The organism is Pararhizobium arenae, from assembly GCF_001931685.1.
Taxonomy (GTDB): domain Bacteria; phylum Pseudomonadota; class Alphaproteobacteria; order Rhizobiales; family Rhizobiaceae; genus Pararhizobium; species Pararhizobium arenae.
This window is the reverse complement of record NZ_MOOY01000009.1, coordinates 154,605-178,982: the sequence shown is the minus strand read 5'-3', so window position 1 is coordinate 178,982 and position 24,378 is coordinate 154,605. Positions and strand designations below refer to the sequence as shown.

The window sequence follows — 24,378 nt, the reverse complement described above, 5'->3', positions numbered from 1 at the left end:
TGCTGGTCTTGAACCTACATATGGCCCGACCCCAAAGGACAACGTTCTCTGAAAAATCATTCGAGGAGAGTTCTCAATGACAGTCTACACCAAGAACCCGGATGCCATCGCGAAGCTGTCGCCCGAGCAGTATCGCGTGACGCAGGAAAGCGGCACAGAGCGTCCGGGCACCGGCGAGTATCTCAATAACAAGAAGCCGGGCATCTATGTCGATATCGTCTCGGGCGAACCGCTGTTTGCCTCGTCGGACAAGTACGAATCCGGCTGCGGCTGGCCGAGCTTTACCAGGCCGATCGAGCCGGCGCATGTGAAGGAACTGCGGGACGTCTCGCACGGCATGGTCCGCACCGAGGTTCGTTCCAGCCATGGCGACAGCCATCTTGGCCACGTCTTCCCGGATGGCCCGATCGATCGCGGCGGCCTTCGTTATTGCATCAATTCGGCATCCCTGCGTTTCGTTGCCCGTGAAGACATGGCTGCGGAAGGGTATGGAGACTACATCAACCAGGTGGAGGATATCTGATGACGACTGAACGCGCAGTTCTGGCCGGCGGCTGTTTCTGGGGCATGCAGGATCTGATCCGCCGTTTCGAAGGCGTGGTGTCCACCCGCGTCGGTTATTCCGGCGGTGACGTGCCGAATGCCACTTATCGCAACCACGGCACCCATGCCGAGGCGATCGAGATCGTCTTCGATCCGGCAAAGACCAGCTATCGCCGTATCCTGGAATTCTTCTTCCAGATCCACGATCCGACCACGCTGAACCGGCAGGGCAACGACCGTGGCCTGAGCTATCGCTCTGCGATCTTCTACGAGAACGATGAGCAGAAGCGGATCGCCGAAGACACGATCGCCGATGTCGATGCCTCCGGCCTGTGGCCCGGCAAGGTGGTGACCGAGCTGAGCCCTGTCGGCGACTTCTGGGAAGCCGAGCCGGAGCATCAGGATTATCTGGAGCGCATACCGAACGGCTATACCTGCCACTTCATCCGCCCAAACTGGCGTTTGCCGGTACGGGGCGAGGCGCAGAAGGCCGCATCCTGAGCTGATTGACGGGCAACTGACGTTTTGAATGGCGCCGGGCCTCCTATGACCGGCGCCATTTTGGTTTGCGGTAACGTTTTGTGCGCTATGGCTGACCGCTCTTGGCGCGGGGCGGCAAATATGAGACAGGGATGCCAGTTTTAAATCCCTGCGCCGCGCAACTTCTGCGCTTGCCGCCTGAGTAAGTTTCATGCTGCGTGAATTTTTTGCCTACTATCGTCCCTATCGTGGGTTGTTCCTGCTCGATTTCGGCTGCGCCATCCTCTCCGGGCTGCTGGAACTCGGGTTTCCGATGGCGGTGAAGCTGTTCGTCGACCGGTTGTTGCTCAGCCAGGAGTGGGTTCTGATCGCGGTTGCTTCGGCAGCGCTGCTGGCGGTTTACGTGGTCAATACGGGGCTGATGGCGATCGTCACCTATTGGGGGCACATGCTTGGCATCAATATCGAGACCGACATGCGCCGCGTGGCTTTCGATCACCTGCAGAAGCTTTCCTTCGGCTTCTTCGACAACCAGAAGACCGGCCATCTCGTCGGCCGCCTGACCAAGGATCTTGAGGAAATCGGCGAGGTCGCCCATCACGGGCCGGAAGATCTGTTCATCGCCTTGATGACCTTCGTCGGTGCGCTCGCGCTGATGGTTTCGGTCAACTGGAAACTGGCGCTCATCACCGCCATCGTCGTGCCGCTGACGGCTTGGGTCACCAGCCGCTACGGCAGCCGCATGACCAACAATTTTCGCGCTCTGTATGGGCGGATAGGCGATTTCAACGCCCGCATCGAGGAGAATGTCGGCGGCATGCGGGTGGTGCAGGCCTTCGCCAACGAGGATCACGAGCGGGCACTGTTCGAGAAGGACAACCAGAACTATCGTCGCACCAAGCTCGACGCCTATCGCATCATGGCCGCGAGCACGTCGCTCAGCTACATGAGCATGCGGCTGACGCAGATGATCGTGCTGATCTCCGGCGCCTATTTCGTGCTGGCGGGTGAGTTGACCGCGGGCGGCTTTGTCGGCTTCCTGCTGCTGGTCACCGTCTTTTTCCGGCCAGTGGAAAAGATCAACTCGGTGATTGAGACCTATCCGAAGGGCATTGCGGGCTTCCGCCGTTTTCGCGAGCTGCTGGATGTCGAGCCGGATATTGCCGATAAGCCGGATGCAATCCATGTCGATCACTTGAAGGGTGATATCGTCTATCGCGGCGTTTCCTTCGGCTATTCCGCCGACAAGCCGGTGCTTGTGAACATTGACCTGTCCATCAAGGCCGGCGAGACAATTGCCTTTGTCGGGCCTTCCGGGGCCGGCAAGACGACCATCTGTTCGCTCCTGCCTCGGTTCTACGAGGCGACGGCAGGATCGATCAGCATTGATGGTATCGACATCAGGGACATGACGCTGACGTCGTTGCGCCAGCAGATCGGCATTGTGCAGCAGGATGTCTTCCTGTTTGCCGGTACCATCCGCGAGAATATTGGCTATGGCCGGCTGGGCGCCAGCGAAGCCGAGATTCTCGAGGCGGCCCGTCGTGCTGAGCTGGATGGGGTCATCGCCAGCATGCCGAACGGTCTCGACACCATCATCGGCGAGCGCGGCGTCAAGCTTTCGGGCGGCCAGAAACAGCGTCTCGCGATTGCCCGCATGTTCCTGAAAAATCCACCGATCCTGATCCTGGATGAGGCGACATCGGCGCTCGACACCGAAACCGAGCAGGCCATCCAGCGCTCGCTGGCGGAGCTTGCCGAAGGGCGCACGACGCTCATCATCGCCCATCGCCTGGCAACGATTCGCGAGGCTGACCGCATCGTGGTGGTTGACAGCTCCGGCATTGCCGAAGAGGGGCGCCACGGACAACTCTTGGCGGCCGGCAGGCAGTACAGCCGTCTCTACAGGGCGCAGTTCGGCGGGCAGTGAGCGGGCCGATCGTAGAGGGGAAAATGTGGCGATTGCCACGATTTGAACCTGTTTTGCATGGGATGACCGCTTCGTCGGCAGGATCGCAGTCATGAATCGGGTATGATATTCGAATTGATGTTGCGGCTTTCGCCGTCGGCGATTACGACAGATCGCTCCCGTTGATGAGTTGCAGGACAGGTGAAGCCTTGATCGATCCCTACGAGATAGTCGGTGTTGAGCGCGGCGCGGAGACGGCGGTTATCAAGAGCGCCTATCGTCGTCGGGCCAAGAGCCTTCATCCTGACGGTGGCGGCGACGTGGCGGCGTTCGACCAGCTGAAAACGGCCTATGAGCTGCTGCTCGATCCTATCCGCCGCAAGGTCTATGACGATACGGGATATGATCCCGCCCTTGTCGATGCGTCGGATCGCAAGGGGCTTCTGGTTCTCGAAACGCTTATAAACGATGTGTTGCTGGACGAGCGTGAGCCCGGCAGCTACGACCCTGTGGCCGCCATGCGGCGCAAGCTTTCCGACGAGATCGTCAGCGCCCGTTTCCATATCCTTGAAATGGAGCGCCATCGCAGCCGCGTGCGCAATCACATGGGCAGGATCGGTCGGCGTTCCGGAGCCGACGTGCTGGGCAGCATGCTGCGCTCGCGATGCGATTCGATCGGCGAGGCCATCACCAAGGCCGAGGGCCAGATCGAGGCGATCGAGAAGGCCTACAGCATGCTTGAAGGTTACTCCTACGCCATTGAGGCGGACGTCCGCAACGCCGCGGAATAGACATCACGCGATCAGGCTCGATGCCAAAAGCACGGAAAAGCCGAGCAGCACGGCGGAAGCCACGCGTCTGAGCGCCGAGGGTGCCACGGATTGCACGCGTCCCAGACCCAACGCGCCGAACAGCAGCCAGGATACGGACGCAAACAGGATAAGAACGGCAAACAGCGCCAGACTGCCGGCGATCTCGAAGAGCGTTCCATGCGGCATGATCACGAGCCCGATGATGATCGCCTTCGGGTTCAACAGGGTGGTGAAGAACACGGATCGGAAAGAGACGCTGCCGAGGTCTTGGCGCTGCGGCAGCCAGAGCCTGATCGCCAGGAACAATATCCAGGCCGCCGAGCAGGCCTTCAAGGCGATCGCAACCATCGGATAGGCCGTCAGGAAACCGGCGGCAACAGTGGCCAGCGGCGTGACGACCAGCAAATAGGCGGATATTTCCGCTGCAACAAGCGGCAGCGCGCGGCGAAAGCCTTGTGCAGCGCCGCCGATGGCAAGCAGCGTGTTCGTCGGCCCCGGCGTCAGCAGCAAGGCGAGGATGGAAAGCACGAAAGGCAGAAGCGGCATGTTGTCTCCGCGCATCAAGGGCGTTTTTCAAACGTCCTAAATCGAAGACACATCATTTGCCTTGATCGAGCGCAAGCTTTTTCGTTGAGAAGGCTCGATCCTGCCGCTCGTCGCTTCAGTGCGTCGCAGGAGCCGGAGCGCTGTCCGAAAGGAAGCGGAAAGTATCATCGAGAGCCGAGACCAGCGCGTTGGTCAGCTCTTCGATCTGCTCATCGCTCAGGTAGAAAGCGCGTTCGCCGGCTTGGGATGGGGGAAGTTCAGTGGTGTGTGACATCTCATTGTCTCCAGATCGAATTCATTTCGACTGAAGGCACTGTATAAACAGGGGCTTGCGCCGGGCTGGCGTTTCAAGTCGCAGCCGGGACGTAGAGGATTCGCGCGCAGGCTTCGAGCGTTATTTTTTCCTTGCGTGCAAAACGGTCCTCGGTGTCAGTGGCGTGCGGTGCCGAACTGCCGCTTTATGGGCGCCACGGCAAAGGTCAGGATCAGGATCGTCACCGCCCCGACAACGATTGCGATAACTGCCTGGATGGCCGAGGTGGCGAGCCATTCGATAACGCCGTGTGCCACGCCCGCTACGCCAGCGACCTGGGCTGCAAGCCCGTGGATCACGTCTTCCGGCGCATGGTATCCGAGCTGGGCAAGGCCATGGACCAGAATGCTGCCGCCGACCCAGAGCATCGCGGCAGTGCCGATGGCAGCCAGTATCCGAAGAAAACCGGGCATGCCGGCAACAAGGCCGCGCCCGAACAGCCTTACGGGCCCGGCCGACGATTTTGCAAGGACAAGCCCGATGTCGTCGGCTTTGACGATAAGCGCCACGACGCCATAGACCGCGAGGGTGATGAGAATGCCGACGGAAGCCAGGACGGCCGCCTGGGTGTAGAAACTGGATGCCGAAACATTGGCAAGGGTGAGTGCCATGATTTCTGCCGACAGGATGAAGTCCGTGCGGATGGCGCCGGATACCTTCTGGTTTTCCAGGGCGGTGGGATCGGCGGGCGCTGCCGAGATTTCCTCTTCATGCTGATGCGCAGCGTGCGGAAACAGCGCCTCATACAGTTTTTCCGCGCCCTCGTAGCAGAGGTAGACACCGCCCAGCATGAGCAGCGGCGTGATGACGAACGGTGCGAAGTACGAAAGAAGCAGGCCGATCGGCAGAAGGAAAAGCAGCTTGTTTTTCAGCGATCCAAGCGCAATCCGGCCGATGATAGGCAATTCGCGTGCAGGTGACAGGCCAACCACGTAACGCGGCGTGACAGCCGCGTCGTCGATGACGACCCCTGCAGCCTTCGCGCTCGCCTTTGCCGTTTGGGCCGCAACGTCATCGAGGGACGCGGCTGCGAGCTTGGCGATGGCCGCGATGTCGTCGAGAAGGGCGATCAAACCGGTGGCCATGGGATGTCCTTTTGTCTTGGCGATGCAGGCAGACCCTAAAGTTGTGAGATGACCGCGACAAGTCACTTCAAGGGTTTGGCGGAAGTTTTCGTTTACCTTCCGGCGCGTAAGGAGAGCCGTGCCCTATGTGCAAAATCAGATCGCGGGAATGTGATGGCTGAAAACCTGCTGATGACATGATTGTCGCGACAATGGTTTGGTAGTCAGTGAAGGGAGCGCGGCGGCAATATTGCTGCTTTGATGCTTTCACCCTCCGGAGGAGGAGAATATGACCGCTTCAACCTACAATGAGACCCCCATCATGCCGGGTGAGCTTGAGATGCTGCACGGCCTCCTGCGATCCATCTGCCGCGACAAGTCGATTGACGTGCAATCGCAAGAGGGTACGGCAGCCGCAAAAGAACTGATCATGCACTTCCAGAGCGGTGTGCACGACGGGTCTGCTCTCAAAAGTGCCATGAACACGGCCTGATATATTCGCCAGTTTAGACACAACACAAATTACGTCGATCCGAGGAAAGCAGCCGACTTCCGAGGCCGGCCGCTCGATCGTGCCGTCTTGACCTGCAAGTGGTGTCGTTATCCAAACCGGTCCATCTGGAAATCGACAGGTGCGACCGTACCGTTTAACCGTCCGGTTTTCTGAAGCGCGGATGTGTCAGTAGAGAAGCTTGTCGCGGCCAGCAGGAGGCCAGCGCCGATAACGAATCCAAAAGCGATATAGGAAAATTTTGCGAGCATGTGAGATACTCCCGTTTCCAACTGCAAAAGCAACACCGCAGTTGCTGATTGGTTCCATCAGGCTGGGAAGATTGTGATCTCTCGAAGTCCGATGCAGAATTATACTGCGAATCTCGGCAGGCAGGAAGATAGGGCAGACGCGACCTTCAGACAGGGTAAATATCGCCGTTGGCGATCTCGGCGATGTTCTACGGGTTTCTTACCCTTTGCCTCAATCGGTTCTTCTGAAGGTCAGGCTCTCGGCTCGCCCCCTGGCGGGTAATAGCTTTTCTGTTTGAAAGCAAAGACATGGCCGCAGCGGCATCGGATCATGTGTTTTGCGGGATCACGCGCTGGCCGTTCTGTCGAAAATCCGACGGGCAGGGAATCGACCTTGAAATCCGGATCGCTCCGACTGCTTTTGTCAGCTTCAGAGACCTCGGCGTAACCTTCATTTCGGCATCGGGCACATTCAAGTTTGCGTGAATATCGGTCGCGCGCTGCCATGGTTTCCTGCCGTTCATCAGATTCATTCCGGGAGGTAATGGATGATGCGTTTCGGTTCAAGCCGTGACGTGACTTGTCGCACGCGCAACCGTGTAGCGGAGAGCTTGCTCATCAGTCCGAAGAACAGGGCCAGTTCGAAGATGCCTTGAGACCTGCGGGCAGCTTTGTATCGGCATCGCCGCAGGCAAGGTCGATCTGCTGCTGCTGGAGGCCGGTGGCGGCTGAAAGATCCAGCCCCTCGATACGGGTCAGGAACATGAAGGCGCCGTCGAACGCCATGGGCCCTTCGACGACAGTGCCATTGAAGATCGCGCGCGACAGGTTGGCATAGGCGAAGCTGGCATTGGCGATCGTCGCCTGACTGAAGTCCGTGCGGCCGAGTTCCGCCTTTTCGAAATCGACGTTTTTCAGCTGCGCTCCGGCAAAATTGGCGCGCTGCAACTCGGCGCTGACGAAGCTTGCGCCCTCTGCGGAAATCTTCCCGAAGTTGGACCGGTACGCCTCAACGCGGGAGAAATTGGTTTTGGAAGCCGTCGAGCCTTCAAACCAGGTCCTGACCATGGTCGCCTTTTCCAGATTGGCGCCGCTCAGGTTGGAGCCGGAGAAATCTGTCTGCGAGAAATCGGAACTGTAGAGGTTCGCGTTCTGCAGGTCGCTGGATTGCAGCTCGACATTCTTCTTGTTGCATTCCTGCCAGTCCACGCCGGCGGCGGGTGATCCGGCGCATTGTGCGGCCATGGAGGGTGTGGCCAGCATCGCTACTCCGACGGCGAAAAGCAAAGACGCAAATCCTGTTCCTGCTGACTTTATATCCACACGCAACGTCTGACGGTTCATCAAAAGCTCCACCGCTCAAGCGTCAGGCCACGACGCTTCCTCGCCCTCGTCCTTACGCCAAAGCTTCATCCCGCGCCAGATGCAGACGCGGCTCTCGACAAGGGATCGCGGGAACGTGAAGGGCTACAGGGTGTGATAGCGGCGATTGAAATAGATGAGCGCCTGACCGCCTTCGTTTTCCCGGATCGAGACGACCTCGCAGATCAGGATGTCGTGCGTCCCGCCGTCCGAGACGGTTTTGATCCGGCAATCGAGGGACACAAGCGCATCTTCCAGGGCCGGCGCGCCTGTTTCCAGCGTCGACCATCGTGCGCCGGCAAAACGCTCGGCAACCGGCGTCTTGCCGCCGAAGAGCCGGCTTAGCTCTTCATGACCGTGTTCCAGAATGTTGACGCACAGTACGCGGTTTGCATCGACGGCAGGGTGTGCCGAGGACGTTCGATTGAGACAAACGAGAAGGGTCGGCGGATTGTCGGTGACGCTGCAGACGGCGGTTGCCGCAAAGCCGGCCAAGCCGCCGGGACCGTCCGTCGTGACGATATTGACGGCAGCACCAAGCCGCGCCATGGCGTTGCGAAAGTCGGCTTTGCGGTCATCGGCGCCAAAATCTGCCACGGCGGGGTTCGAGCGCTCCATCGTCGAGGAATATGCAGTCATGAGCGAGGCTCCGGTCGCGTGAGGAAATTGATGACGGTTTCGTTGAACAGGTCGGGATAGACGATGTTCACGGCATGGGCGCCGAAATCGAAGAGGGCCAGTTCTGCCTTTGGCATGGCTTCCACCAGCGCCAGAGAGCGGGTGTAGGGCACCAGCAGATCGTCCTTGGTCGCGACAACGAGGGTTTCCACCTCAAGGTCTGCGAGGTCTGCCTCGATATCGAAAGCTCGCAAGGCTGCGATCCTGCGCAGCACATTATCACGCCCTTGGAAATGCGCGATTCCATGGGCTTCGTCAGCCGCCATGCGCTCGGCATTTTCCGACATCCAGACGGCCGGGTAGAGGAAGAGCGGCTGCGCTTTCACAAAGGCTTCGATCCCGGTGTTTTCAAGCAGCGCGATACGGGCGTCAAAGCAGCGGCCGGAATGCGGATCGGCCTTGCCCCAGGCGTTGATCAGGATCAGGCAGTCTATGAGGTCGGGATGGCGTCTGGCAATTTCGAGACCGATTAGGCCGCCAAGCGCATGGCCCATGAAGTCAAAACGTGGAAGCCCGAGCGCCTCGACGATTGCCATGACATCGTCGGCCATCGCGGCGATGCCCCCATCTTCCGGAACGGTGCCTCCGGTTCGTCCCGTGCCCCGATGATCATAGGTGACGACGCGGAACCGTTCGGTGAGCGCCGGCAACTGCGGGGCCCAATAGGTGCCGGAGCCGCCGAGGCCGGACGACAGGACGATCGTCCTTGCCGCTTCGTCCTGTCGTCCGTGAACCTCGAAGTGCATGGGACTACTTCTTGCCGATATGGGCGACTGTGGCCATCTCGACCAGCGCATCCGGTTTCACGAGGCCGGTCTGAACGCAGTAGCGGGCCGGCTTGTCGCCCGGGAAGTATTCCGCATAAACCTTGTTGAGCGCGCCGTAATTGGCCCAGTCCGTCAGGAAAATGTGGTTCATGGTGACGTCATCCATGGTGCCGCCGGCGGTTTCGATCACGCTCTTGATCGTTTCCAGCACATGGCGCGTCTGCGCTTCGGCATCGCCGACATGGACCACATCGTTGTTTTTGTCGAAGGGCAGGGTGCCCGAAACGTAAAGGATGCCGTCGGCGAGGGCGCCGGGCGAGTATGGGGCGAGCGGCTTCTGGGTGCCGGTGGGCACGACGATAGTCTTGGGCATGCTGTTCTCCTCTTTGATAATTGGGTTCAGACGTCGGCGGGTGCTGCCTGGCTGATGGCACCGCAGAAGTCGTTGACGGTCGCGACCCAGCCGAAGAATTTCTCGACATTGTAAACGGTTGCCTGCTGGATGAAGTCCGGGCCCAGATGATGGGTCGCGTCTTCCAGCATCACGCCGAAATATTCGAGGTGGAAGGCATCGCGCAGCGAGCTTTCGACGCAGACATTGGTGGCGATGCCGACGAAGACGAGGTTGCGGATGCCGCGGGCGCGCAGAACGCTGTCCATATTGGTGTTGAAGAAACCGGAATAGCGCGTCTTCGGCACGAGGATATCGCCGGGCTGCGGCTGAAGCTCGTCAACGATCGCGTAATCCCAGGTGCCTTTGGCGAGCAGTTGGCCCTGCAGATCAGGATTGGCCCGCATGTGCTTCAAGGCGTTGGATTTATGCCAGTTGGGCGAGCCGGGGCCGCCGGCCTCGATGTAATCCTTGTCCCAGCCATTCTGGAAATAGACGACCAGAACGCCGGCGGCACGGGCTGCATCGAGCGTCTTGCCGATATTGGCAATCGTGCCCTTCGCACCGGAAATGTCGAAGCCGGCGAGATCGACATAGCCACCTTCGGTCGAATAGGCATTTTGCATATCGACGACGACGACGGCGGTTTCCGATGGCTTGAGCGTGATCGGTTCCGGGCGGGCCGGAAGGGTCACGCTTTTCGTCAGTTCAGGACGGGGCTGGTAGCCTGCCACGACAGCCTCGCTCATTCCGCGGCCTCCAGCATCGGCAGGACGTGCTGACGGCTCTTCATCAGCGGCTGCACGTATTTTCCGAATTTCTCGACACCCTCAAGGAAGTCGTCAAAGGTAAGCATGACGCCGCCGGTGCCGGGCACTTCGCTCATCTCGTCGAGCATCGCCGCCACTTCCCCATAGGAGCCGATCAGCGTGCCCATGTTGATGTTGACCGCCGAAACCGGGTTCGACATATGACGCACGTTCGTATCGGAGCCCGATTTTGTATCCGCAGCGCTTTGCAGGCCGAGCCATTTGATGGCTTCCTCGTCGGCGCCGGCCTTGTAGTGTTCCCACTTCGCCCAGGCTTCCTCGGATGTCTCTTCCGCCAGCACCATGGTCAGAACGAAGGAGCGGACGTCGCGGCCGGTCTTTTCCGTTGCCGCCAGCAGCCGCTCGTTGGTCGGGGCAAAGGCCTTCGGCGTATTCACGCCGACGCCGAAGCAGAAGCTGTAGTCGGCGAACTGGGCCGAAAACGCCATGCCGGAATTGGACGAACCGGCGCAGATCAGCTTCACGTCGCCTTCCGGGATCGGCTTCATCCGGCAATCATCCATGGTGAAATGCTTGCCTTTGAGATCCGACTGGCCGATGGTCAGGAGATCCTTCAAAACGGTCGTATATTCGGTGAGGTATTCGTAACGGTCGGAGAAGTAGTCGTCGCCCGGCCACAGGCCCATCTGGCTGTATTCCGGCCGCTGCCAGCCGGTGACGAGATTGACGCCGAAGCGGCCGCCGGAGATCGAGTCGATGGTGGTGGCCATGCGCGCGACGATGGCGGGCGGCATGATCAATGTGGCCGCTGTGCCGAACAGCTTAATCCTGGAGGTAACGGCGGCAAGGCCTGCCATCAGCGTGAAGGATTCGAGGTTGTAGTCCCAGAATTCCGTCTTGCCGCCGAAGCCGCGCAGCTTGATCATCGAAAGCGCGAAATCGAAGCCGTATTTTTCGGCCTTCAGGGTAATTTCCTTGTTGAGTTCGAAGCTGGGCTTGTACTGCGGCGCGTTCTCCGAAAGCAGCCAGCCATTGTTTCCGATCGGGATGAAGACGCCGATTTCCATGAGCCTGTTCTCCACATTGTCGCTGCAAGCGAGCTTTTCTGATGAGAACAAGAAAGCAGGAAGCGTGCCAGTTTGCGTAAACCTATAAAAATCAATGCCTTGCGTTTCTCGCTGATGCAAATATTTATCGAAAGGTCAAAAATTTATCGAATGATAAAAATTTCTGCGCAAAACTTGCGTTCGCATGCCTAATTTTTCCGCAAGGTGCATGCGTTGTCCTTTTCGGGGCATTTTGCTTTAAGCTGGTGATGTGAGTGTTCCCAGGGCAAAGCGCCACTTGCCATCAGGGGGCATATCCGCAAATGTCCGGTCTTTGATTTTATTGATTTTGTCGGGGAAGTGCGTGCATCACGATATCGCATTGATTGCCACGATCGCCGTTGGATTTGTTTCGGCGGCTGTGCTTGGATATCTCGCTGACCGGCTGCATCTGCCGCCTCTGGTCGGTTATCTGGCGGCGGGCGTCCTGATCGGTCCGTTTTCTCCGGGCTTTACCGCCGATGGCGACATCGCCGCCCAGCTGGCGGAGCTTGGCGTTATCCTGCTGATGTTCGGCGTCGGCCTGCATTTTTCGGCTTCCGACCTGAAGGCGGTGCGGGCGCTGGCGATACCTGGCGCCGTGCTGCAGATCATTTTCGCGACGCTTCTCGGCATGGGGCTTGCCCATCTTTTCGGCTGGAGTTTTGGCGGGGGGCTTGTCTTCGGCCTTTGTCTTTCCGTTGCCAGTACCGTGGTTCTCCTGAAGGCGCTGGAGGAGCGCAATCTGGTAAATTCGCCGGCGGGCCGCGTTGCGATTGGCTGGCTGATCGTCGAGGATCTGGCGATGGTGCTGGTGCTCGTGCTGCTGCCGCTGGTCGCCGAACTCCTGGGCGGACATGCCGTCGGTCATGGCGATGGCCATGCCGTTCCGACGGATGCGTTGGGCATCGCGTTGAATATCGTGACCACGCTTGCCCAGGTCGGCGGTTTTGCCGTCGTCGCCATCTGGCTCGGCCCGAAGACGGTGCCGTGGATGCTGACGCAGGTCGCGCGCACCGGTTCGCGCGAACTGTTTACGCTCTCCGTGCTTGCCATCGCGCTCGGCATCGCGTTCGGTTCGGCTGTGCTGTTTGGGGTTTCCTTCGCGCTCGGGGCGTTTTTCGCCGGCGTCATCATGAGCGAGAGCCATCTCAGCCACCGGGCGGCAGCGGACTCCCTGCCGCTGCAGAACGCGTTTTCGGTTCTCTTTTTCGTTTCTGTCGGCATGCTGTTCGATCCGACCATCCTCATTCGCGAACCGCTCGAGGTTCTGGCGACGCTGGCGCTGATCACGGTCGGCAAGTATCTGGTGTCGATCGCCGTTGTGCTGCTGCTTCGCTATCCCGTCGGCATGGCGCTCGCGGTGGGGGCGGGGCTTGCCCAGATCGGAGAGTTCTCGTTCATCCTCGCCGGTCTCGGTATTTCGCTTGGCCTGCTGACGCCGGAGGGACAAAGCCTGATCCTTGCGGGCGCAATCCTCTCGATCACCATCAATCCGGTCATCTTCTGGATCACGGGCGAGTTGAAGCAGCGGATCCGCACGGCATACCCTATCTGGGCGGCGCGGCATGGCAAGAAACGCTTCGAGGCCTTGTCTTCGGAGCTCGCTTTCATCCAGGCGCAGCAGGAGGCGCGGCATCGCCAGCATCACATGAAAATCCAGCATATCATCGAGACGTTCCCGTTGTTCTCGTCGATCGATGAGGCGTCCCATGAGGAATTGCTGCTGATGTTCCGCCCGCATTCGGCATCGCCGGGCGACCGCATCCTCAGGGCCGGCGACAGGGGTGACTCGATGTACTTCATCGCCTCCGGTGCCGTCGAAGTGCAGGTGCCCAAGGGGGAGATCAGGCTGGGAGCGGGGTCGTTCTTCGGCGAGATGGCGTTGCTGCTGGGGACCCGCCGCACCGCCGACGTCGTGGCCGTCGATTTCTGCGAGCTGTTCATACTGGAGCGGCGTGACTTCAACGTTTTCATGTCCCGACATCCGACACTTCGGGCGGCCGTCAACGAGATGGCGCAGGCACGCATGAAGATGAACGAGACGGTCGAGGAGGCGGAAACTTAAGGGTGACAACGGCTGTGTGAGGGCCCGGAGGTCGTCGAGCACCTTTGCCCGCCTGGGGAACCTGTGCTTTGACCGTGCGTTAGGCTTCGGTGAATTGCACGACAATCAGGAGAAGACCCCATGAACCGCCTCCTCACACCGATCCTCGCCGCCACCGTTCTAAGCGCCTCGGCTGGTCTCGCCTCGGCTGAAATGCTGGCAACGACTGCGACCGATATCACCGTCCACGCCGGCCCCGGCTCCCAATATCCGGCGATCGGCGTTGCGACGCGCGGCAGTTCCGGAGCGCTTGATGGATGTATCGCCGGCGAGAACTGGTGCCGGATCGACGTCAACGGGATGCGCGGCTGGGTTTACGCCGAACAGCTCATGATGGATTACAATGGCGCACAGGTTGTCGTCGAGCAGCACCGCACCGATCTCGCGGTGCCTGTCGTCAGCTACGAGCAAACCGGAACCGTGGCGACGCCTGCGCCTGGCGACGAACTGATCGGCCGCGTCGAGGGCGATGTCATCGTTCCACCTGCGGAAGTGCGTACCTATATCGACACAACGCCGGCTGCGACCGTATCCTACGAAGGCGATCTGGTCGTCGGCACCATGCTGCCGCCCGGCGTTACCGTCGCTGAAGTTCCCAACTACCGCTACAGCTATGTGCGCCTCAATGACCGTCCGGTCCTCGTCGATCCGCAGACCCGTCGTGTCGTTTACGTTTACGAGTAAGTGAGGTGACGACACGCGGGCTGATGCTTGCGGTGCTCGGGGTCGTGGTTGGAGCGATCCTGAGCATACTCGTGGTCGAGCATTTCGATCAGGATGCGGGCTCGCGCAGCACGCAGCCGCCCGACCCCTTGGTGGTAACACCGGAAAACGCTGCCCAAGAGACCCAGTAAGACGGCTAATTTGCCGCCAACTTGTCTATGTCGGCTTTCCCGAAGGATTTCACGGCATCCAAAATGGCGGGTGCCATCAATGCTGCTCCGGTATCTGAAAGATGATCGTCGTCGAAATAGTAGATCGTGTCCGCATCGAGACTGTTTATGCATCGACCGACCAGTGGTTTGCCGCAAAAGGCATCGGCAGGCTTGATTTTCCGAAGGTTGGGATGCGAAAGACCGTCAAAGGCGGCGGTCACCTTTTCATTGCGCTGCCGATACCGTTCAAGGCTTGTGCTGAACTCCAGAGGTGATCCATTCAGCGCTGCCTTGGCGACGATACCCGGCACATCCCAGCCTGCTTCGGGAACGGGATAGACCAGAACAACATTGAATCCCCGCTTCAGATAGTCCTGAACATCCGCAACGTATTTCTTGAGGACACGATCCTTGCGCTCGGGGCTGTCGCGACCGGCGGGCTGGTCGCGCCGATCGTAGAGATCGACGTAGAGCGGTTTCAATGCTTCGATCCCGCCCTCGTCATTGTCGAAGGGCGTCCCTTCCACATATAGCGTCCATCGGCTCAACATGACGACCGTCTTGATGTCGCTGCTGCGGATATAGTCCTCAATGCCCGAGAAGAAGGAATTGCAGCGCAGCTTGTATTTCGCGTCGAAGACATAAAACCCGGAAAAGCCGACGCAGGCGGAATGGGTCATGACGTAGAGATCGGCGCCCGCCTTCTCAAATACGCGCATCGTTTCGCCCGCCATCGCCGCAGCGTGAGAATCGCCGATGAGGATCGTATCAACGGTTTTCGCGCCGGGTGTCAGGCAGTCCGCCACCGGATGCTCAAGCTTCGCTTCACCTTTGTCGTAGAGGCAACGGGTCATGATCGGGTCGGGGTTTTCCTGCGAGGCAAGCGCTTTCAAGGCGCCCGGCGGCAGGCGGAACTGCAGGCCGTTGTCGCGTGTGGCGACCATGCCGATGCCGATGAAAAGCGCCGCAAGCACACCGGTCGCGCCAAGAATGTGTGCAGAGGAGGGCAGAAACGGTATCGGGCCTTTGCGGAAAGGGCCTTCCACGTAGCGCCAGGACAGGTAGGCCAGCGGGAAAGTCAGCGCAGCCAGGGCTATGAGCACCGTATGTGACGGCTCGGTCAGGAGGCGGATGCGGGCAAAGGCAAAAAGCGGCTGATGCCACAGATAAAGGCTATAGCTGATAAGGCCGATACCCACGAAGGGGCGGGTGGAGAGAAGCGCCGCCGTCCATGTTCCCTGCCAGCCGTAGAGCACGATGAGCACGGTGCCGACCACCGGCACGGCCGTATAAAAGGACGGATAGGGTGTCGCCGCGTCATAGACGAAAATGCCGACGCCGATGAGGACAAGCCCGAGCGCGGACAGAAGATTGCTGTTGCGGGCGTAGCCACCTGATACCAGAAATGCGCAAAGCGAACCGGCGAGCAGTTCCCAGGCGCGGCTTGTCGGCAGGTAGAAGTTGGCGGTGGCGAAGTTTGCCGAGCCGTACTGCGCCAGGGCGAGACTGAGAAGTGCTGTTATCGCAATGGCTGCGATCACGACCGGGCGACCGAACCGCCAGAGCAGCATCACTGCCAGCGGGAAGACGACGTAATATTGTTCTTCAACCGCCAGGCTCCAGGTGTGCAGAAGCGGCTGCAATTCCGCCGATGGCGCGAAATAGCCGGCTTCCTGCCAGAAGAGCACGTTCGAGGCAAAGAGGCTGACGGCAATCAGGCTCGCGCCAAAATCTTCCATCTGCGCCGGCAGCATCCACGCCCAGGCGAAGGGCAGGCAGCAGAGCAGCACGAAGGAGAGGACGGGAACGATGCGCCGGGCCCGACGCTCGTAAAAACGCAGGATCGAGAAGCCGCCTTTCTCCTGCTCGGAGATGATGATCGAGGTGATGAGGTAGCCGCTGATGACGAAGAAGATATCGACGCCGATGAAACCGCCGCTGAAGGAACTTAATCCTGCATGAAAAAGGATGACGGGAACGACGGCAACGGCGCGGAGGCCGTCGATCTCTCTTCTGTACTGCATAGTGCCCCGCTGCGGAAACGGCCTTGCATCAACTTAGAGCAGAGGAAGACCGATTCCGTCAACGTAACCTGCCTGTGTTACTGCTGATATATCAGCGACTTCGGGAAGAAGCCGGCGGAACATTGGCAGTCTGATCGTGTCCGATCAGACTTGAGCAGGCGTCCGGTTTTCGTTTGGCACATCCCTGAAAAGCCGCCAGCGGGTCGGCCGGAAAGCGATGCGGGACTTGTCGGTCGCGGCCTTCTCCGGCGGCAACTCGATCTCGACCTTGCAGTTGGCAGCACCGATATCGAGTTCGACATGGCGCGTGCCGGCAACACGCCGGCTAACGGTGACAATACCGGCAATGCAGCCGCCGCAGCCGTCCAGCAGTTCGATATCGTGAGGGCGGAAATAAAGCTGGGCCGGGCCGTCCGGCTCGCCGGCAGCGCTGAGACCGATCGACCGATCCTCGATCCAAAGCTGGCCGTTTTCGACCCTGACCGGGATGATGTTGGACTCGCCGATGAAGCCGAACACGAAGGGCGAGTTGGGCGTGTCGTAGATTTCGTCGGGGGTTCCGACCTGCTCGATACTGCCCTTGCTCATGACGACCACACGGTCGGCAAGCTCCAGCGCTTCGTCCTGGTCATGGGTGACGAAGACCGTGGTGTGGCCGGTGCGATCATGGATTTCGCGCAGCCAGCGGCGAAGCTCCTTGCGGACCTGGGCATCGAGGGCACCGAAAGGTTCGTCGAGCAAGAGGACGTTCGGTTCCACCGCCATGGCGCGGGCGAGCGCAACACGCTGGCGCTGGCCACCGGAAAGCTGGGCCGGATAACGCTTTTCGAGGCCGCTCAACTGCACGAGATCGAGCAATTCAAGCGCGCGCGCGCGGATTTCGGCTGCCGGCGGACGGCGGCTTCCCGGCCGAACCTTCAGGCCGAAAGACACGTTGTCGAGAACGGTCATGTGGCGGAACAGGGCATAATGCTGGAACACGAAGCCGATATTGCGCTCCTGCACCGTTTTCTTGGAGGCATCTTCCTCGCCGAAATAGACGGTGCCCTCTGTCGGGCTTTCAAGGCCGGCGATCAGGCGCAACAGCGTCGTCTTGCCGGAGCCGGATGGGCCCAGCAATGCAATCAGTTCGCCCGAGCGGATATCGAGCGAGACGTCGTTCAGCGCGGGAAAGCGACCGAATTCCTTGCGAATGTTTTGTACACGAACTTCCATATGCGATTGACCTTTCAGTGCCGGCGGCTGGCGGCGATCTGAGCGCTGAACTTCAATTCGAGCAGCGACTTCAGGACGAGGGTAACAAGCGCCAGCAGCGCCAGCAGTGTCGCAACCGCGAAGGCGGCGACGAAACTGTATTCATTGTAGAGGATTTCGACCTGCAGCGGCATGGTATTGGTCAGGCCGCGGATGTGGCCGGACACCACGGACACGGCCCCGAACTCACCCATGGCGCGTGCATTGCAGAGCAGGACGCCGTAAAGCAGGCCCCATTTGATGTTGGGCAGCGTCACGTACCAGAAGGTTTGCCAACCGCTCGCACCGAGCGAGAGCGCCGCTTCCTCATCCGCCGTGCCCTGTTCCTGCATCAGCGGGATCAGTTCGCGGGCGACGAAGGGGAAGGTGACGAACACGGTGGCCAGCACGATGCCGGGAACGGCAAACAGAATCTGGATGCCGTGGCTCTGCAGCCATGGGCCGAGAACGCTGTGCGAACCGAAGAGCAGAACGAAGACGAGACCTGAAATGACCGGCGACACTGAGAAAGGCAGGTCGATCAGGGTGGTGAGGAACGCCTTGCCCTTGAACTCGTATTTGGCGATCGCCCAGGCGGCCGCAACGCCGAACACCAGATTGAGCGGCACCGAGATGCCGGCGACGATCAGGGTGAGGCGGATTGCCGAGAATGTTTCCGGGTCCTGCAATACCGTTACGAACTCGCCGGGGCCGTTGCGGAAGGCTTCGGTAAACACGGCGGCCAGTGGCAGCAGCAGGAAAAGACCAATGAAACAGAGCGCGATGGCGATCAGGCCGTAACGGGCAATGCGGCTTTCGGTGGTTGCCGTCCGAACCGTTTCGCTGGTGTGGTGGTGAACCTCATGCGCGGAGGTATCAAGCGCCATAGCCGTACCTCCTTCTGCTCCAGGCCTGGATGAGATTGATAATCAACAGCATCGCAAAGGATATGATCAGCATGACCGCCGCGATGGCGGTGGCAGCGGGATAGTTGAACTCTTCGAGGCGAATAACGATCAGAAGCGGCGCGATTTCCGAGACGTAGGGCAGATTGCCGGCGATGAAGATCACAGAGCCGTATTCCCCGACGCCACGGGCGAAGGCGAGCGCGAAGCCTGTCAGAACCGCCGGAGCGAGCCCCGGCAGCAGCACGCGGCTGATTGTCTGGAAACGGGTCGCACCGAGCGTTGCTGCGGCTTCCTCCACTTCCTTGTCGATCTCCTCCATGATCGGCTGCACCGTGCGAACCACGAAGGGCAGCCCGACGAAGACGAGCGCGATGACAATACCGAGGGGCGTGAAGGCAACCTTGATGCCGAGCGGCGCAAGCAGGCTGCCGATCCAGCCGTTCGGCGCGTAGATTGCCGTAAGCGCAATACCGGCGACGGCCGTCGGCAGCGCGAAGGGAAGGTCGACAACCGCATCGATGATGCGTTTGCCTGGAAATTTATAGCGGACGAGCACCCACGCGAGAATGACGCCGAAGACGACGTTCACGGCGGCAGCGGCGAAAGCCGTCCCGAAGGAGATGCGAAGCGCATTGACGGTCCGCTCATCGGTCGCGAGCGACCAGAAAGCAGGCCAGCCAAGCGCACTGGTGCGCCAGACGAGCCCGGAGAGCGGGATGAGAACGATGAGAAAGAGCCATGACAAAGTAACGCCGAGCGCCAATCCGAATCCCGGAATGACGCTCGGCTGTCTGAATTGCCACCGCCTAGCTGTGCTTGCGGTCATAAAGAATTATTGCCCCGGCTTGTAGATCTGGTCAAAGAGCCCGCCATCCCCGAAATATTTCGGCTGAGCTTCCTTCCATCCGCCGAATTCGTCAATAGTGACGAGCTTGACATCCGCAAATCGTTTGGTGTCCTCGGGGTCGGCCACCTCCGGCTTGAAGGGGCGATAGTAGTGCTTGGCGGCAAGCTTCTGCCCTACATCCGAATACAGATACTGCAGGTAGGCTTCCGCCACCTTGCGGGTGCCCTTGGCATCAACATTGCCGTCCACGAGGGCGACCGGCGGTTCAGCCTTGATCGAGATCGAGGGCGTCACGATGTCGAAGTTATCCGGCCCAAGTTCCTCAAGCGAGAGATAGGCTTCGTTTTCCCAGGCGAGAAGCACGTCTCCGAGGCCGCGCTGGACGAAGGTCGTGGTCGAGCCGCGTGCGCCGGTGTCGAGAACCGGAACATGCTTGAACAGTTCGGTCACGTATTCCTGCGCCTTGGCGTCATCGCCGTTGTTCTGGGCACGCGCCCAGGCCCAGGCCGCCAGGAAGTTCCAGCGTGCGCCGCCCGAGGTCTTCGGGTTCGGCGTGATAACCTGGATATCGTCCTTGATCAGGTCGCCCCAGTCCTTGATGCCCTTCGGGTTGCCCTTGCGCACCAGAAACACGATGGTCGAGGTGTAGGGTGCGCTGTTGTTTTCGAATTTGGTCTTCCAGTCCGCCGGGATCTTGCCGCTTTCCTTGGCGATCGCGTCGATATCGGCTTCGAGCGCCAGCGTTACGACATCGGCTTCAAGGCCGTCGATCACGGAGCGGGCCTGTTTGCCCGAGCCGCCATGCGAGGTCTGGATCGTTACCGTCTCACCCGTGTCGGTCTTCCACTTTTCGGCGAAAGCCGTGTTGAACTCCTTGTAGAGTTCACGGGTCGGGTCATAGGAGACATTGAGAATAGTCGTGTCGGCATGAGCCATCCCCAGGCTGCCGATCTGCATTGCGGTGGCCAGCAGGGCCGCCGTGATGAGTTTGGAAACTGAATTCCCTCGCATGTCTACCTCCGTTGTTAGCAGGCATACTCTATTCATTAGGTAGGATATTATAACGCAGAACTTTTTGTTCTGCTTGCCCGCCGGGAAAAGTCGTGCCCCAACAGAGGAGGTCTCTGGAAAACAATTTGCCGTCTTAGTCGTTGATGGCCGAGAAAATGTCCTGTTCCTGCCGCGACACGATCTTCAGACTGCGATCCGGCTCGATCCTGTAGATTTCTTCGATCCGCTCGCCGAACGGGCCGTAGAAATAGTGCGTGAAGGTACTGCCGATGGGCGATTTGGTCAGTTTGGTCCGTGGCTGGCCGCTATAGGTGATGCTTCCGGGGATGGGCTCCAGGCCCGGGCCTCCGTCTCCTGCCACGCACGATGTCACGAACAAGGCGCCGAGCGCCACGGCAAGGATCTTCTTCATGATGCAACTCCGTGATGGGTGACCATTATAGTTTAATCCATCGGACATAGCGCGCCACGCGGTTTCTGCCAGATTGGCGCGGCGGTGCGGTGTGAGAGAGACGCATGCGAGAGTGGAAAGACCGCAGGGCGATGCTATGTGTTGGCGCAGGCAGTTTCAGCCAAATCCGAAAACGAGGAACCAACAGTGCCCGATGCAAATGGTATGTGCGCTCCGGAAGAGATTGTCAGCTTCTGGTTCGATGAACTCTCCCCGGAGGCATGGTTCGCGCCCGATTCCGCGCTGGATGCCCAGTGCGACCGTCGCTTTCGCCTGACGCATCTTGCCGCTTCGCGTCATCTCGACGACCGCTGGCGGGCGACGCCTCTGGCGCGGCTGGCGACGATCATCCTCTTCGATCAGTTGCCGAGGAATATGTACAGGGCTTCGCCGCTCGCCTTTGCAACCGATTGTCTGGCTTTGCGCGAAGCGAGGCTGGCGCTTGACGCCGGTGCCGATCACGGGATGTCGGTGGATCAACGGGCGTTTTTCTATCTGCCGTTCGAGCATTCGGAGGATCTGCGGGACCAGATGGACTCCGTGCGTCTGTTTTCCGATCTCGCCGATCCCCGCTACCTCGATTTTGCCATCAGGCATTGCGAGATCATTCGCCGTTTCGGTCGCTTCCCGCATCGCAACCTGATTCTGGGGCGGGTTTCGACCGAAGCCGAGCTTGCGTTTCTCACCCAGCCGGGATCAAGTTTCTGATGCCGCTGACGGAGGGCAGGGCTTTTGCATCGCGGCGCGATAAATCCTATGCACGCAGCGATGAATGCCATTGATTCCGGGATGCCCGCCGGGCGGCCCTTCAAAAGGACCTGTTACTGCTGATGACGTTTCGATTTCGCGCCGCCTTGCTCCTTGCTTTCTCGCTTGGCTTTGCCGTTCCGGGCAACGCGCAGCAGCAACAGCCGGTTCAGCAGCCACAGACACAGCAGACGCAACAGAGCCAGCCGGCTGCGGAGCCCGCGGTTGCGCCGGCATCGGATCAGGCAACCCAGCAGCTTGACCAGGCAACCCAGGATCTCCAGCGCCTGACGGATGCTGTCAACAAGGCGCGCGAAGACGATAGCAAGCTCGCGGAACTCAAGGTGGAAATCGATGCCGTCGGCAAGCGCATCATCGGTGTTTCCGTATCGACACGCCCGCGCCTCGACGAAATCAAGGCACGGCTGACCGAACTCGGCGATCCGCCGGCGGAAGGCGCGCCGCCTGAGGCCGATGTCGTCACGGAGGAGCGCAAACGGCTCGCCGCAGAGCGCGGGGCCATCAATGCGCTCACCGGTTCGGCGGAAAATCTTTCCATCCAGGCGACGAAGCTTTCCAATTCCGTCACCGCTATCCGGCGTGACCTGTTTACCAATGCTCTTCTGAAGCATAGCGAAATTTCCTGGGATATGTTCCGCGACGCGTCTGCGGCGCTTGTCACCGAGGGGCAGGCGTTTCGGCGCACGGTCGGGAGCTGGCTCACCTTTGCCTGGAGCTACAAGCGTTTCGCGCTGCTCGCCTCCATCTTCCTTTCCCTGTGTGCAGCGCTGGTGCTGGTGACCGCTACCCGGCGGATTCTCGATCCCTTGACGAGGCGTCGTGCCGAGCTCGAGGAGCCGGGCTACATCACCCGGCTCACAGCCGCATTCTGGACGACGATGGTGCCGACGCTTGTCGCCACCGTTTTTGCCGCGTCTACATACTTTTTTCTCAACACGTTCAATGTCCTTCGTCCGGATATTGCGCCGCTTGTTTCGGTGGCGCTCGGCCTTGGCGTGGCGCTGACCTTTGTGCTGCGCCTGGCGCGCGCGGTTCTTGCACCGCGCAATCCGGCATGGCGGCTCGTGCGCGTGTCCGATCGGGGCGCCTCCCTTCTGTTTCAGGCGATCCTGGTCATGACGCTCGTCAACGGGCTCGATTATTTCTTCGGGAAGATCAGCGAGGTCCTCAGTTCGCCGATCCTCCTGACCGTCGCCAAGAGTTTCATCGCCACGGTCATTATCGGTCTCGTGCTGATGTCGATGGCGCTGATCCGTCCGATGGTGCCGGGCCCCGACAAATCCGAGAGTCTGGGCGAACCCTGGCCGCGCGCCATGTCCGTCGGTTTTGTCGTGATCGGAGCGGGGCTGATCCTGACGGCCCTTTCCGGATATGTGGGGCTTGGCCGCTTCATCGCCAATCAGATCGTGACGACCGGCGCGATTTTCGTGACCATGTATATCGGCATCCTGAGCGGCAAGGCGATCGCCAAGCAGAATGCCCTGGCAGGCACCATCGTCGGGCGCCATCTCGAACAGCGTTTCAAGCTGGAGCAGGTGGCGCTGGATCAGGCCGGCCTGTTTCTGGGCCTCACGGTCTATGCCCTCGTCATTCTTTTCTTCGTGCCCCTCATCCTCCTGCAATGGGGTTTCAAGGTCGCCGACATCGAGTCCTGGGCCTTTCGCTTCTTTACCGATATTCGTATCGGCAGCATCACCATTTCCATCGTCGGCATCGTCGCCGGCATCCTGTTCTTCGTTGCCGGTTACTTTGCTACGCGGGCCTTTCAACGCTGGCTCGACGGCAGCGTTCTGGCGCGAAGTCGCGTCGATGCCGGGGTCCGGAACTCGATCAAGACCGGTGTCGGTTACCTGGGGGTAGGGCTTGCGGGGCTGATCGGCATTTCGGCGGCGGGCCTTGATCTTTCGAACCTCGCCCTGGTGGCCGGCGCCCTGTCGCTCGGCATCGGTTTCGGCCTCCAGAATATCGTCTCGAATTTCGTGTCGGGGCTGATCCTGCTTGTCGAGCGGCCGTTCAAGGTGGGCGACTGGGTGGTGACGGGCACAACGGAAGGGTTCGTGAAGCGGATTTCCGTGCGCGCGACCGAAATTGAGACCTTCCAGCGCCAGACCATCATGGTGCCGAACTCCATGTTCATCAACGCACCGGTGGGTAACTGGACGCACCGCAACAAGCTCGGGCGAACGGATATTCCCGTGGTCGTCGGCTATGAGGCGGCACCGCGCCGGATCATGGACGTTTTGCTTGAGATCGCCGACGCCCATCCGCTCGTATTGAAAAACCCCGAGCCGATCGCGGTCTTCGTCGCCTTCGCTGATGCGACCATGACGTTCGAACTGCGCATCTATCTCGCCGATATCGTCAACGGAACCGGTGTGAGAAACGAGTTGCGTCTTGCCATTTTCGAGCGCTTCCAGGCGGAAGGGCTGGGCAAACCTTTCAACATCCAAGGCGAGGCCGGGGCGACGACCGCTGAGACGCAGGCCGAAGACGACGAAAATCAGGATGTGCCGGCACCCGAGGCCTTGGCTCCCGCTGCGGAGGAAGCAAAGGCACGCAGCGCCAATCGCCGCCGTCCGCGCCGTATTGTCGGCACCGGCACAAGCGACGCCTCCGACACCTGATCGGGCTTATTCAGCCCTCATTCAGCACGGCCTGATTATATCTCTAGGCATTCCCGGGAAACGGCGTCT

27 protein-coding genes are annotated in these 24,378 nt (G+C 60.0%); 10 read left to right on the top strand and 17 right to left on the bottom strand.

Annotated elements, in window-relative coordinates:
• The first annotated feature begins 76 nt into the window (after positions 1-76).
• The 4 genes from msrB to BLX89_RS20140 all read left to right on the top strand — a co-directional run bounded on the left by msrB (position 77) and on the right by BLX89_RS20140 (position 3,723).
• Positions 77-523 (top strand): peptide-methionine (R)-S-oxide reductase MsrB, encoded by a 447-nt coding sequence (msrB, locus tag BLX89_RS20155; protein WP_075292757.1) that lies wholly within the window; start codon positions 77-79, stop codon positions 521-523.
• On the top strand, positions 523-1,044 hold the full coding sequence (gene msrA, locus BLX89_RS20150) for a peptide-methionine (S)-S-oxide reductase MsrA (protein ID WP_075292756.1): 522 nt from the start codon (positions 523-525) through the stop codon (positions 1,042-1,044). The genes msrB and msrA overlap by 1 nt, the downstream gene beginning before the upstream one ends.
• Before the next feature lie 190 nt (positions 1,045-1,234).
• Complete coding sequence (locus BLX89_RS20145) at positions 1,235-2,953, top strand: ABC transporter ATP-binding protein (protein WP_075292755.1); 1,719 nt, start codon at positions 1,235-1,237, stop codon at positions 2,951-2,953.
• A 164-nt stretch (positions 2,954-3,117) separates the two neighbouring features.
• Positions 3,118-3,723, top strand: a complete 606-nt coding sequence (locus BLX89_RS20140; RefSeq protein WP_143523695.1) for a J domain-containing protein — start codon at positions 3,118-3,120, stop codon at positions 3,721-3,723.
• Between the two features lie 3 nt (positions 3,724-3,726).
• On the opposite strand, the gene BLX89_RS20135 is transcribed toward BLX89_RS20140, so the two are convergent.
• From BLX89_RS20135 to BLX89_RS20130, 3 genes are all read right to left on the bottom strand, one after another.
• Positions 3,727-4,290, bottom strand: coding sequence for a LysE family translocator (locus BLX89_RS20135; protein WP_075292806.1), 564 nt, complete (start codon positions 4,288-4,290; stop codon positions 3,727-3,729).
• Between the two features lie 115 nt (positions 4,291-4,405).
• Positions 4,406-4,564: a hypothetical protein gene (locus BLX89_RS24680; protein WP_158025974.1), complete on the bottom strand. Its 159-nt coding sequence runs from the start codon at positions 4,562-4,564 to the stop codon at positions 4,406-4,408.
• 155 nt (positions 4,565-4,719) lie between these two features.
• Positions 4,720-5,688 (bottom strand): DUF808 domain-containing protein, encoded by a 969-nt coding sequence (locus BLX89_RS20130; protein WP_075292753.1) that lies wholly within the window; start codon positions 5,686-5,688, stop codon positions 4,720-4,722.
• A 268-nt stretch (positions 5,689-5,956) separates the two neighbouring features.
• On the opposite strand from BLX89_RS20130, the gene BLX89_RS20125 reads away from it, so the two are divergent.
• Positions 5,957-6,160, top strand: a complete 204-nt coding sequence (locus tag BLX89_RS20125) for a hypothetical protein (RefSeq protein ID WP_075292752.1) — start codon at positions 5,957-5,959, stop codon at positions 6,158-6,160.
• 107 nt (positions 6,161-6,267) lie between these two features.
• Here BLX89_RS20125 and BLX89_RS24675 read toward each other — a convergent pair whose 3' ends face one another.
• The 8 genes from BLX89_RS24675 to rutA all read right to left on the bottom strand — a co-directional run bounded on the left by BLX89_RS24675 (position 6,268) and on the right by rutA (position 11,443).
• Positions 6,268-6,429, bottom strand: a complete 162-nt coding sequence (locus BLX89_RS24675; protein ID WP_158025973.1) for a hypothetical protein — start codon at positions 6,427-6,429, stop codon at positions 6,268-6,270.
• Between the two features lie 308 nt (positions 6,430-6,737).
• The gene (locus BLX89_RS20120; RefSeq protein ID WP_158025972.1) at positions 6,738-6,932 is read right to left on the bottom strand and encodes a hypothetical protein; all 195 of its coding nucleotides are present in this window, start codon (positions 6,930-6,932) and stop codon (positions 6,738-6,740) included.
• A 94-nt stretch (positions 6,933-7,026) separates the two neighbouring features.
• Entirely contained in the window at positions 7,027-7,671 is a 645-nt protein-coding gene (locus BLX89_RS20115) for a pentapeptide repeat-containing protein (RefSeq protein ID WP_075292750.1), read from the bottom strand.
• A 204-nt stretch (positions 7,672-7,875) separates the two neighbouring features.
• Positions 7,876-8,388, bottom strand: coding sequence for an NADH-dependent FMN reductase RutF (rutF, locus tag BLX89_RS20110; RefSeq protein ID WP_143523699.1), 513 nt, complete (start codon positions 8,386-8,388; stop codon positions 7,876-7,878).
• Positions 8,389-8,405: 17 nt separating this feature from the next.
• Positions 8,406-9,194, bottom strand: a complete 789-nt coding sequence (gene rutD, locus BLX89_RS20105; protein WP_075292748.1) for a pyrimidine utilization protein D — start codon at positions 9,192-9,194, stop codon at positions 8,406-8,408.
• Between the two features lie 4 nt (positions 9,195-9,198).
• Positions 9,199-9,588 carry a pyrimidine utilization protein C gene (gene rutC, locus BLX89_RS20100; protein WP_075292747.1) on the bottom strand — a complete coding sequence of 130 codons (390 nt, stop codon included), beginning with the start codon at positions 9,586-9,588 and terminating at the stop codon, positions 9,199-9,201.
• Between the two features lie 26 nt (positions 9,589-9,614).
• The gene (rutB, locus tag BLX89_RS20095; RefSeq protein WP_075292746.1) at positions 9,615-10,355 is read right to left on the bottom strand and encodes a pyrimidine utilization protein B; all 741 of its coding nucleotides are present in this window, start codon (positions 10,353-10,355) and stop codon (positions 9,615-9,617) included.
• Complete coding sequence (gene rutA, locus BLX89_RS20090; RefSeq protein ID WP_075292745.1) at positions 10,352-11,443, bottom strand: pyrimidine utilization protein A; 1,092 nt, start codon at positions 11,441-11,443, stop codon at positions 10,352-10,354. Before rutA ends, rutB begins: the two co-directional genes overlap by 4 nt.
• Positions 11,444-11,786: 343 nt before the next feature.
• Here rutA and BLX89_RS20085 point away from each other — a divergent pair, with 343 nt between their 5' ends.
• From BLX89_RS20085 to BLX89_RS24670, 3 genes are all read left to right on the top strand, one after another.
• A complete protein-coding gene (locus BLX89_RS20085; protein ID WP_075292744.1) occupies positions 11,787-13,529 on the top strand; it encodes a cation:proton antiporter domain-containing protein in 1,743 nt (580 codons plus the stop codon).
• 120 nt (positions 13,530-13,649) lie between these two features.
• Positions 13,650-14,252: a DUF1236 domain-containing protein gene (locus tag BLX89_RS20080; protein WP_075292743.1), complete on the top strand. Its 603-nt coding sequence runs from the start codon at positions 13,650-13,652 to the stop codon at positions 14,250-14,252.
• A 5-nt stretch (positions 14,253-14,257) separates the two neighbouring features.
• Positions 14,258-14,422, top strand: a complete 165-nt coding sequence (locus tag BLX89_RS24670) for a hypothetical protein (protein ID WP_158025971.1) — start codon at positions 14,258-14,260, stop codon at positions 14,420-14,422.
• Positions 14,423-14,427: 5 nt separating this feature from the next.
• On the opposite strand, the gene BLX89_RS20075 is transcribed toward BLX89_RS24670, so the two are convergent.
• The 6 genes from BLX89_RS20075 to BLX89_RS20050 all read right to left on the bottom strand — a co-directional run bounded on the left by BLX89_RS20075 (position 14,428) and on the right by BLX89_RS20050 (position 20,878).
• On the bottom strand, positions 14,428-16,467 hold the full coding sequence (locus tag BLX89_RS20075) for an acyltransferase family protein (protein ID WP_075292742.1): 2,040 nt from the start codon (positions 16,465-16,467) through the stop codon (positions 14,428-14,430).
• Positions 16,468-16,611: 144 nt separating this feature from the next.
• The gene (locus tag BLX89_RS20070; protein WP_075292741.1) at positions 16,612-17,682 is read right to left on the bottom strand and encodes a sulfate/molybdate ABC transporter ATP-binding protein; all 1,071 of its coding nucleotides are present in this window, start codon (positions 17,680-17,682) and stop codon (positions 16,612-16,614) included.
• Positions 17,683-17,696: 14 nt separating this feature from the next.
• Positions 17,697-18,587: a sulfate ABC transporter permease subunit CysW gene (gene cysW / locus BLX89_RS20065; protein ID WP_075292740.1), complete on the bottom strand. Its 891-nt coding sequence runs from the start codon at positions 18,585-18,587 to the stop codon at positions 17,697-17,699.
• On the bottom strand, positions 18,577-19,434 hold the full coding sequence (cysT, locus tag BLX89_RS20060; protein WP_075292739.1) for a sulfate ABC transporter permease subunit CysT: 858 nt from the start codon (positions 19,432-19,434) through the stop codon (positions 18,577-18,579). The genes cysW and cysT overlap by 11 nt, the downstream gene beginning before the upstream one ends.
• 6 nt (positions 19,435-19,440) lie before the next feature.
• Positions 19,441-20,466 carry a sulfate ABC transporter substrate-binding protein gene (locus BLX89_RS20055; protein ID WP_075292738.1) on the bottom strand — a complete coding sequence of 342 codons (1,026 nt, stop codon included), beginning with the start codon at positions 20,464-20,466 and terminating at the stop codon, positions 19,441-19,443.
• 133 nt (positions 20,467-20,599) lie between these two features.
• Positions 20,600-20,878 carry a hypothetical protein gene (locus BLX89_RS20050; protein ID WP_075292737.1) on the bottom strand — a complete coding sequence of 93 codons (279 nt, stop codon included), beginning with the start codon at positions 20,876-20,878 and terminating at the stop codon, positions 20,600-20,602.
• Between the two features lie 204 nt (positions 20,879-21,082).
• On the opposite strand from BLX89_RS20050, the gene BLX89_RS20045 reads away from it, so the two are divergent.
• Positions 21,083-21,625, top strand: a complete 543-nt coding sequence (locus tag BLX89_RS20045) for a DUF924 family protein (protein WP_075292736.1) — start codon at positions 21,083-21,085, stop codon at positions 21,623-21,625.
• A 122-nt stretch (positions 21,626-21,747) separates the two neighbouring features.
• A complete protein-coding gene (locus BLX89_RS20040; RefSeq protein ID WP_075292735.1) occupies positions 21,748-24,309 on the top strand; it encodes a mechanosensitive ion channel family protein in 2,562 nt (853 codons plus the stop codon).
• Positions 24,310-24,378 lie beyond the last annotated feature (69 nt).